Source organism: Blautia sp. CAG:257 (assembly GCF_000433815.1).
Classification (GTDB): Bacteria; Bacillota; Clostridia; order Lachnospirales; family Lachnospiraceae; genus Blautia_A; species Blautia_A caecimuris.
In genome coordinates this window covers 1-9,892 of record NZ_HF999026.1, presented here as the reverse complement: position 1 = coordinate 9,892, position 9,892 = coordinate 1, and the positions used below count along the sequence as shown (strand labels likewise).

Sequence of the window (9,892 nt, the reverse complement as noted above, 5' to 3'; positions counted from 1 at the left end):
TTGGAAGGCTGGTGTTCTACCATTGAACTACACCCGCATATTCGCTGAAACGGTAAAAGTTGTTTACAGCATCGGGGTGACAGGATTCGAACCTGCGGCCTCCTGGTCCCAAACCAGGCGCTCTAGCCAAGCTGAGCCACACCCCGTAACGGTATTTAATTTTTGTTTTCTCGCTTGACGCAAGATAGATTATATTACAGGTATTTATAAAAGTCAACACTTTTTTTCAAAAATTTTTGTTTTTTATTTTCGGGGAGAAATGTAAAAGTAACTTCCGGTTATTCTTCACACTTCCGGAAGCTTATATTTCATTAAGGCTTTATGAAAGACTTATTTCCGGTTATTCTGTCCGCCGGCCTCTATTGCTTCTTTTCCAGATCTGCAAAAGAGGCTGACGCTTTTTCAAAATTTTCTTTTCCCTGCACGGTAAGCAGCGCTTTATTACAGGAAACAGGCCTGCCCTCCAGCATTCTCCTTCCCTGCTCATAATCCATATAAATTCCATCCGAAGGTGACGTCAGCCGCGCGGCGGCACAGCAGTCCCTCCACTCAGTCTCTTTCTGCACAGTGATGTTCTGTCCGGATGATGTACCTGCTGCCATATCTGTACTGTTTTTATCCTTCTCTGCAGATTCTCCCCGGGGAATACTTCTTATTACAGAAGGCTCGCTCTGATCTGTCATTCTGTACTGCAGATGTTTTTCACTTCCTTCCCAGAATTTCTGAAGTTCCTTTTTGGAAATCCTGCGTCCGTTTCCATCTGTCATAGAGGAAAGTGCATTTTTCCCAATCAGCAGAACCGGTGTATTTCCAACCTGTATTTTATCCGGTCCATTTCCTTTCATATGAAGTTCCTCAAGATCTGCCGCCTGAAATACAATATTCATTGTATACTCTCCCAGCCTCAGTTCTACAGGAATCTCCTGCACCGGAGTAAAAGAGACCAGCCCCTCTATCTTCTGCACTTCCTTCAGTAATTTCTGATCATAAACTGTTTTCCCAAAGGAAACCATCTCCTGATATTCTCTTTGTTCTTCCGGAATCCCTGCCGCCAGATAAACTGCCAGATACAAAACGCCTGCAGCCATTGCTATACCGGTCACTGTCAGTGGCCAAAAATGTTTCCTTTTACTTATGCTCACCGGCCGCCTCCCTTCGCGCCTCCTCCAAAAGCATTTTCTGCTTTCTGTTTCTTATCACAAGTCCGATAATAATCAGCAGCATTCCTGCGCCGGCAACAACAAAAACAGAATACCACCAGGAATTTGCCTTTTTGGGAGTTTCTATTTTCAGACTCTGTATTTCCGGCTTATTAATCTGCGTCTGATATTCTGATGTTTCCTGATAAATATTCCCCTGCAGATCCTCATAGCTTAAGGTAAGCTTTCCGCTTACCTTTCCATACATTTCACTTTCATCCGTTCCCTCATCCTGTCCTGCTGCCTTCATAGTCCGGGTTCCTACATAAATGCTCATAGTTCCTTCAGCCATGGTCCCGGCATCCATATTTCCAACAAAAATTTCCTCCTTTGGAAACATCCCCTGCCCTTCCAGGTCCACACGCACATTATAAATACCTGTTCTGCTGAGATTCTGCACCCGGACCGCCAGATCTATGGTATCTGTAGAATATACTGTTGCCGGAATCCCTTCGCAGTCAAGAACCGCCGTCACCGGCTGTGCCACCCGGATCTCAATACTTTCTGTTCCTGTCGCAGCTTTTCCTTTCACATCCTCATATTCAAAAGAGACTGTCACCGGAACAGGTCCGTCCTTTGCGTCCTTTGTAATACTTACCTTACTGTTAATAGTAATATCTGCCCCCGGATTTACTCCCGAAAAATAAAAGGACTTCTTCTCAAACTGTATGGATGGCGATTCTGTACTAAAAGAAACTTTCAGATTATAAATACCCTGACTGCTGCTTCTGTTCTTAAACACCAGCTCCATATCTGCCTGGTCTCCTGCGTTCAGAGCTTTCTCTGAAAGGTTAAAGCTTTCCAGAAGGAGTCTGGGCTGACGGATCAGTTCTTCTTTCTGTTCCGCAGACATCTCTCCCCCTCCGGAATATCCTCCGGAAACATCCCCTCCTGTGTCTTCAGGCACAGAACCGTCCCCGAAAAGATCTTCCTGACCGTTTGTGTAAATATTCAGATTTTCAATATTCATGGACATTCCCGGTCCAGGCGTGGGATCCGGAATAACACTTGGCTCCGGAGTTACGCTGGGTTCCGGTGATGGTGATACACCGGGCTCCGGTACATCAGTTGGAACCGGCGCTACCGTAATCTCCGGCTCGTCTGTGTCTGCGCTTTGTTCTGCTCCTGTTCTTTCTGTTCCGTCTGCAAACAATTCTGCTCCATGCACAATCCGGCTGCCCGTTCCGGCCAGGATGCCTGTCTGCGTCCCCGTGATATCGCTGTTCCCCTGCAGACACAGGATTTCACCAAGAATTACTGCAGACAGCAATATCGCTGTTTTTCTTATGTTTCTTTTCATTGTGCCGTTCCTCTTTCCCTTAAAATTCCTCCGTCCATCTCAAAAACCCGGTCACAGAGGATTCTGATATCTTCTGCATTGTGACTTGCCAGAAGAATACTTTTCCCTTCCTTTTTCAGCTCCAGAAGAATTTTACGTATCTCCTCCACTCCATGCTTATCCAGTCCGTTAAACGGCTCATCCAGAATCAGAAGATCCGGATCCTCCATGATTGCCTGAGCAATTCCCAGGCGCTGCCGCATACCCAGGGAATATTTTGCCACAGCTTTTTTCAGGTCAGGATCCAGTCCCACCTTTTTCAGCACAAGCCGAATCTGAGCGGCTGTGATCCGGCGGTTCATATCTGCCAGAATCTCCAGATTCCGAAATCCTGTCATATTAGTCAGAAAGCCCGGACTTTCAATAATCACACCCAGACTTTCCGGAAAGTCTGTATCCTTTCCGATCTCCTTTCCCTGTACCCGGATCACTCCTGAGGTCACGGGCAAAAATCCACAGATACACTTCATAAGAACTGTTTTTCCTGATCCATTATTTCCCACAATACCGCAGACCTCTCCTTTTCTCAGAATAAGATCCGCCTCCTTCAGCACACAGTCCTCTCCAAAATATTTTGTCACCTTTGCCGCCTGGATCACCGGCTCAGATCTCACTAACTCTGTCATACAGAATCCCTCCATGAACCACCATGACAAGTCCCAGAAAAACAAGAAGAAACAGCCATAGCCCCATACTGTCTGCTCCCCATTTTGCAGATCCTTCAATCCACTGGGGCGGATACAGCCACAGTGCGTTTTCAAAGTATCTGTCCCTTAATATCACACAGAAATAATAGGACACAAAAGGCAGGCCAAAAGCCAGATACACGGAGCCTGTCAGGGCTCCGCAGATTCCCCCGAAAGTACTGATGATGCCTCCCAGCATCCCGCAGCGTAAAAGAATCTCTGTAAGCTCCCACACAGAATTCCAGGGAAACCTTCCCTGTTCCTCCAAAGGGAAAAACACTGCAAAATATATAAAAAACATCAGCGTGCCTGCCAGGAATACTGCCAGAAATCCTCCCAGAGCTACTGTAAACACTTTGCTCTCCACATAAACCCGCCTCCCTGTTCTCGGAAGCGCAGATTTCAGAAAGCCGCCCTGACGTTCCAGAAGGAAAGAATCGCTCCAGGGAAGAACAGCAGCCAGAGGAAGCAGAAAAATCATTGCCTGAGATTTCAGCGCCTCTGCTTCCATATTCACAAATTTTCCTGTATCCAGAAGTCCCTCTATTTTAGGATAAGCTGCGCCAAAAACAATTCCTGCCATTACCACAGCCAGACCCATCCAGAAGCCTTTTCCCAGAAACATTCTTCTGATCTCACTGCCCATCTCAATCCTTTTCTCCTAAAAACACAAAATGATAGTATTTCATCCGTCTTCCGCAAAACCAGATCAGAACTCCAAGCAGAATCAGAAACACCACACAGGACTGCCATACTGTTGGAAGCCGGTCATATCCAAAATTATGCCTGCCATAAGAGGCGTGACTTAAAGGACTGATCCATCCGATCAGCACATTTACCCGGAACATCTCATATTCTTCAAATCCCAGAAGCACCCGAAGCACCTTCGGCTCCAGAAGGAACCCGTAAAGGCAGAACAAAAGCCCTGCCACCAGTCCACGATTTTTCCCCGGAAGAAGATTTCCTGCCAGCACAATAAAGCTCAGGCAGAGAATATAAAGAAACAGCAGGAGAATAACCTGAGCGGTACATCCGTAAGGAGTAACACTTTCCATTACCTTTACCGTAGAAGGAACATTTAAGTCCTCTCCCAGCTTAGAATAAGCCAGCATAGCCGCTGTATTGCTCCAGATATTTCCCGGATATCCCACTTTTGCACAGAGGATCATGGTAGCTCCCAGCATAAAAACCGTGTAAATCCCAGATACGGCCGCCACATAAAAAAGCTGTCCGAAAAGCCAGCGCTTTTTTGTGGTGCGGCACAGGTAATACGGGGTAATAGCGCTTAATACAGGAAGGTCGGAAAACAAAAGCAAAAGAAGTACGGAGCTTAAAAGAATTGCCGTTGTATCTCCAAAGGTCCACAAAAAAGGTTCCAGCATCTGAACCGGCGACTTATATGCCTGGATCACCGGCATAATCCGGCTGCTTAACAGAAAGCAGAGAATAAAGCCCAGCAAAAATGTCAGAATCACCTTGGGCTTTTTATAAAATCCCATAAAATTGTATCGGATCACTGCTTTGATCTGCCTCATTCTCTGCCCGTCTCCTTCTGTATTGTTTAATATCCAAGTCCCCTGTCAATTACGCTGCCGTCTATGGCATTAATGGTAAGATAACTCATGTTTGTATCATAATTTCCAAATGTCTCCGGAGCGCCCTGCACCTGCTGTTCTTCTGTATAAAAACCCTCAAAGCTTCCAAAAAAGTCCCACACCGGAACCAGAACTCCGGATTTGCTGTCTGTAGCAGGTTCATAAATCCGGCTGTAGCCAAAGGTGATCCGGTCAATATGGTAAACTCTGCCGTCTTCACTGTTTAAGGTATCTGCATTTTGTATCAGCATCATTTTTTCATAAATATCCATAATCTCGTCAAAGGATTTCAGGTTTACGCGTTCTGTTTTCACCTGTCCGATATCATACTGATTGATAAATTCCACCTGATCAATTCCATCTTCTGTCACACAAAAATCAAGTCTTTCATAGCTCCATGTTTCCATCTCACTGTCCATATCTTCCAGCGCTCCTCCATACTCCGAAGAATATGTAATGGGAATTCCATCCACTTTCCTTGTATAATGCATTATATAACCTGTATCACTGATATGAATATCCTGATTTTCCGGGCTGTTTGTCTGATAGGTGCAAAGTCCGTATTCCCAGTCTGCAAGCTCCATTCCCGGAATCTGAAGGGCCGCAACTTTTTCGTCTGTCAGAGCTTTTGCCTCCTCAAAGGATATACCAATCTCTGTTTCCATTTCTTCCTCTGCAGGAAGCGGCTCCGCCAGATGAATATCATTATCTGCGGAAAAGCTGTCATAACTGTTCCAGAAAAATAATGCATCTGCCTGTTCACTCTGTTCGTATTTTTTGTTATTTTCAATCTTTACTGACATGGGAGTACTTCCAGAGGAGTTCAGTATATAACGAAATGGAGTTCCGTCTTCTGTCACTGCTACTCCAATAAAATTATCCTCCATTATGTAGGTTCCGCCCATTCCATCATCTGCTTCAAGTCCGAACTGAGGCTTCACCTCCTCCAGTACTTTCTCTTCCGGCGCATTTTCATATTCCTGTTCCAGATTTTCAATCACCTGATAAATATCCAGATTATAATTTCCGTTTTCATCCTTTCCCCAGCCGTTGGGATCCATATTTCCTTCTGCAAGATATCCCTTCCAGGTAGTCAGCTCTTTCAGAACCTGCTGTTTTGTTCTGGTAAAATAACTGGAACTTGTATAAATCTTTGCATCCTTAAAAAAAGTGTCTGTAATGCGGTCTATTTCCTCCTGGTTAAAAGGATGCTGGCTGACTGCAATGGCAGAAGCCTTTTCTGCCTCAGGAATCTCCACCACTGCATTGGTATCAATAGTGAGCTTTCCGGTCTCATCTGTCACCGTACTCTGATAAGTTTCCGGAGCGCCTACAATATCCCGAATTGTAGTTTTATCTGTGTTCTCTGTTCCTTCTGCACCTGCCTGACCTTCAGGTATCTCTGCTGCTTCTTCGTAATTTTTTTCGGCTGCCTCTTTTCCTTTCATTTTTACAAGAGAATCCTCCGGAGTCTCTGCACATCCGGTCAGTAATACAGTACTTATCATCATCCCCAGGATCAGCGCCGGCGTTTTTCTTTTCATACGATCTCCTCTCTATGTCTGACTGTGCCGGTCCTGCCACAGTCTCCACTGGTTTTATTGTTTTACTGATATCAGAATATCACAGAGCATTCTTCCGGATATCCTCCAAAGTGTAACCATTCTGTAACCGCTGAAAAATAACAGAAGTACCTGCACCCTCCTTGCTTTTGATTATAAGCTGCGCTCCGTAAAGCCCGGCAATCTCCTTACAGAGGGCCAGTCCCAGGCCTGCCCCTCCAGAGCTTCGGGATCTGGATTTATCCACCATATAAAAGGCCTCCGTCACACGGTTCAGTTCCTCTTCAGGAATCCCCCGCCCCTGATCTTTCACTGTAATGCCCTGTTCGTCTGCATGAATAAAAATTTTTCCACCATTTTCAGAGGCTTTATACGCGTTATCCACAAGATTCACCAAAAAGCTGACCATCATATCCTGATCCATTTCCCAGGACAGATTCTCCGGAATGCACTCCGTTTCCAGATCAATGTTTTTTTCACTGAGCTTGAACTTCATCAACTGTCTTACATTGTCCAGAAGCTCCCTTACCTGGCATTTTTCAAAATCCACTGCCTGTTTTTTTTCTTCATAAAGGCCTGTCAGCTCCAGCATTTTTACAGAAAGCCTGGACAGTCTCCGACATTCGCGTCCTATATAAGTCAGGGCCTGTTCCCTTCTTCTGTCGCTTAAACGGACTGTCAGAAGCGCATCCGCATATCCGATAATGGCAGTCATCGGTGTTTTCAGTTCATGGGCAAGACTTCCCAGCATTCTTCGCTGAGTTTCATTTGTACTTGTAAGAGCTTCTATGTTTTCCTGCACTGTCATAGCCATATGATTAAAGCTTTTTGCAAGCTGTCCGATTTCATCCTTTCTGCTGTCATCAACACGTACCTGATAATTTCCCTCAGAAATAGCTGCAGCCGCGTCTTTCAGCTGAAGGAGAGGACGTATCGTATAAGAAAGACTTCTGTACAGGATGCCTCCTGTCAGAAGTAAAAGAACAAGGGTCATCATCAGTCCCTTTGCAAAAAGTCTGGCAGTACGTTCATAGATTTCCGTAATATCATTATAAAACACAACCGTATAAGGATTCCCCATATACATTTCTGAACTCATAAGAATCAGAATCTTCTTATCCTCTACTTTCTGTACAGGAATACTGTCTCCCTCTGATCTTTTGTACGTATTTTCCCACAGTTCTTTATAATTAAATTCATAAGGGCTGGAATTATAAACACATTCCCCCTTATAAAACAGAGCTCCGTTGCTTCCAAAAACCTCCCGGAAAACATTGATCAATTCCAGACGTATCACATCTGTCTCTGTATTCCCTGTATGAAAAATCAATCCTGTACTCTCCAGCCTTCTGTCCATTTCTCTTAATTTATTTGTATACTCAGTCTGCTCATTTTTCCTCCAGTCATTTACTGTCTGCTGCTGAGCTTCATACAAAAAATATATCAGTGTAGCCTGAGAAATAATCACGACCGCCAACAGCGCCTGAAGAAAAATTCTTCGAAAAAGCTTCACTCATCCACCTCCAGTCTGTATCCCACGGTAGGTATTGTTTTTATTACATTTCCCCAGCCCAGCTTTTTTCGGATACGTCCTACATGAGCGTCTACAGTACGGGTTTCTCCCTCGAATTCCATTCCCCACAGAGTTCCGAGAATCTGTTTCCTTGTAAGAGCTTTGTTTTTGTGCCTTACAAATAACAAAAGACATTCATATTCCATGGGCTTCAGGTAAACCTCCTGCCCGTCCTTTGTTACTGTCCGCTTTTCTGTATCAATTACTACATCGTAGATCTGGATCAGACTGTTTACTCTTCCGTTTCTCTCCAGAACCTTTTCTATACGCACCAACAGCTCCAGCATTTCAAAGGGCTTTACAAGGTAATCCTCAGCGCCCTCTTTCAGCCCCCGCACCTTATTCTGTACCTCGCCTCTGGCAGTTAGAAAGATCACCGGAATCCCATGAGCTTTCAGTTCAGGAAGCAGGGCAAAACCGTCCTTTCCCGGAAGCATTACGTCCAAAAGGGCGCAGTCATAATCATCCTTTTCAGAAAGACCTTTACTTGCCTCGTTCCCGTCAAAAAAAGCAGTTACCTGATATCCGGTTACCTCCAGATTCATACAGATCAGATCATTAATTGCCTCTTCGTCTTCTATTACCAGAATATGTGCACTCATATCTCTTCCTCCCTCATATCTTATGTCCTATAAATAAGCAAATATCGAATTTTACACAACAGAATCTGTAATATTCGGACATAAAAGAAATATTAAGCTCTATATGTGCATTTTACAAAGACAAATTCGTGATGATTCTGTGCAGTTTTTTCAAATTTGCGCATTTATAGTTCTGTCCTTATTATTGCACTCATTCTATCATTGTGGTGTAACTATTTTGTAAATATATGGCCAAAATACTTTTGGAAGATGAAAAACGTACAGATGAAAGCTACAGCTAAACATACTGCCCAAATCACATATAGCATCTGTGCATGCATTCATTATGTTCAAATACGCGGGCTCACCCTATCCTGGTTTTAACATATGATATAAAGAATTTATCAAATTTAATGAGGCCTTTATGAAAACGGAAAATAGATGCAGCTTTGAAATTGATTATTCTGAAATTCCCGGTGAAAAGATTCTTCCCTTTACGGTTTCCTTAAATACAGAGGAATCTGTTTTATACCCCTCTGAAGGTCAGCTCCAGAAATTCTGCTATCTTATTACAGGTGTGGGACAGGACTTGCCCCAATATGCAGATTTAAGTCATTTTCTGCTGAATATCTGCAGTACCATCACCCGGGAGGATATTTCAGAAATTACAGTTTCCATTAACGATGATCCTCAGACAATTATATGGGGAGAAAATGTAGAATTTAAGACAAAAGAAAATCCAGATCCTCCAACAGAATGTATTGGATTAAAATTTGATTTTCCTTTAAATAAAGAAATTGGTTATATGAAAATATGTTTTTCGCTGAAAAATATTTATCCTGTGGGCCCTGTTGATGTGTGCCTGTTCGGAGGAGGAACCACGGCAACAGGTCTGACAATCTGCGGGCCTGTATGCAGTGAAACAAACGAATGTGAATCGTTATTTAACCATAAGGAAACCGTCTGTGTCCCTGTTACTGTGACTCCCTTTGCCAGACCTGGGTCTGCAAGAACGATCTGCTGCGGAAAGCCTGAGATCAGCACAGAAACCTCCTGTTATGGAGAACGTACCTCCTGTTCCTTTACCGTTTCCCAGGAACTTTGTATTGAGCTTCCTATTACTTTTGGCGCGCAGGTAGAAACAGGCTCAATATCAGTACAATGTGACGGCGTTTCAAACGGTTCCTGCAGCTGTTCAGATGAAGAAATAGAGCTTCCTTCCAAAGCGCCCCTGGCTCAGAGAGAGCGGCGCTTCTTCAATCGCTAAACAGAATTTGAGAAATGTATAGCAAAACACCCGTAAATGTTATCATTTACGGGTGTTTAAACCTCCCCCTGTTGGACTCGAACCAACGAC

Annotated in this window: 9 protein-coding genes and 1 tRNA gene; 1 reads left to right on the top strand and 9 read right to left on the bottom strand. The window is 44.1% G+C overall.

Going from position 1 to position 9,892, the window contains the following annotated elements; translation table 11 throughout:
• Positions 1 to 71: 71 nt before the first annotated feature.
• The 9 genes from QVP40_RS04565 to QVP40_RS04525 form a co-directional block, all read right to left on the bottom strand.
• Positions 72 to 146: transfer RNA gene (locus QVP40_RS04565), tRNA-Pro, on the bottom strand.
• Between the two features lie 213 nt (positions 147 to 359).
• Positions 360 to 1,142: a hypothetical protein gene (locus QVP40_RS04560; protein WP_022067308.1), complete on the bottom strand. Its 783-nt coding sequence runs from the start codon at positions 1,140 to 1,142 to the stop codon at positions 360 to 362.
• Positions 1,129 to 2,499, bottom strand: coding sequence for a hypothetical protein (locus QVP40_RS04555; protein WP_022067307.1), 1,371 nt, complete (start codon positions 2,497 to 2,499; stop codon positions 1,129 to 1,131). Before QVP40_RS04555 ends, QVP40_RS04560 begins: the two co-directional genes overlap by 14 nt.
• The gene (locus QVP40_RS04550; protein WP_022067306.1) at positions 2,496 to 3,164 is read right to left on the bottom strand and encodes an ABC transporter ATP-binding protein; all 669 of its coding nucleotides are present in this window, start codon (positions 3,162 to 3,164) and stop codon (positions 2,496 to 2,498) included. Before QVP40_RS04550 ends, QVP40_RS04555 begins: the two co-directional genes overlap by 4 nt.
• Positions 3,142 to 3,870, bottom strand: a complete 729-nt coding sequence (locus QVP40_RS04545; RefSeq protein WP_022067305.1) for an ABC transporter permease — start codon at positions 3,868 to 3,870, stop codon at positions 3,142 to 3,144. Before QVP40_RS04545 ends, QVP40_RS04550 begins: the two co-directional genes overlap by 23 nt.
• Before the next feature lies 1 nt (position 3,871).
• Complete coding sequence (locus tag QVP40_RS04540; protein WP_022067304.1) at positions 3,872 to 4,759, bottom strand: hypothetical protein; 888 nt, start codon at positions 4,757 to 4,759, stop codon at positions 3,872 to 3,874.
• A 26-nt stretch (positions 4,760 to 4,785) separates the two neighbouring features.
• Positions 4,786 to 6,363, bottom strand: coding sequence for a DUF6034 family protein (locus QVP40_RS04535; protein WP_022067303.1), 1,578 nt, complete (start codon positions 6,361 to 6,363; stop codon positions 4,786 to 4,788).
• A 79-nt stretch (positions 6,364 to 6,442) separates the two neighbouring features.
• Positions 6,443 to 7,894: a sensor histidine kinase gene (locus QVP40_RS04530; protein WP_022067302.1), complete on the bottom strand. Its 1,452-nt coding sequence runs from the start codon at positions 7,892 to 7,894 to the stop codon at positions 6,443 to 6,445.
• Positions 7,891 to 8,556 carry a response regulator transcription factor gene (locus QVP40_RS04525; protein WP_022067301.1) on the bottom strand — a complete coding sequence of 222 codons (666 nt, stop codon included), beginning with the start codon at positions 8,554 to 8,556 and terminating at the stop codon, positions 7,891 to 7,893. Before QVP40_RS04525 ends, QVP40_RS04530 begins: the two co-directional genes overlap by 4 nt.
• Positions 8,557 to 8,959: 403 nt before the next feature.
• Here QVP40_RS04525 and QVP40_RS04520 point away from each other — a divergent pair, with 403 nt between their 5' ends.
• Positions 8,960 to 9,802, top strand: a complete 843-nt coding sequence (locus QVP40_RS04520; protein ID WP_022067300.1) for a hypothetical protein — start codon at positions 8,960 to 8,962, stop codon at positions 9,800 to 9,802.
• Positions 9,803 to 9,892 lie beyond the last annotated feature (90 nt).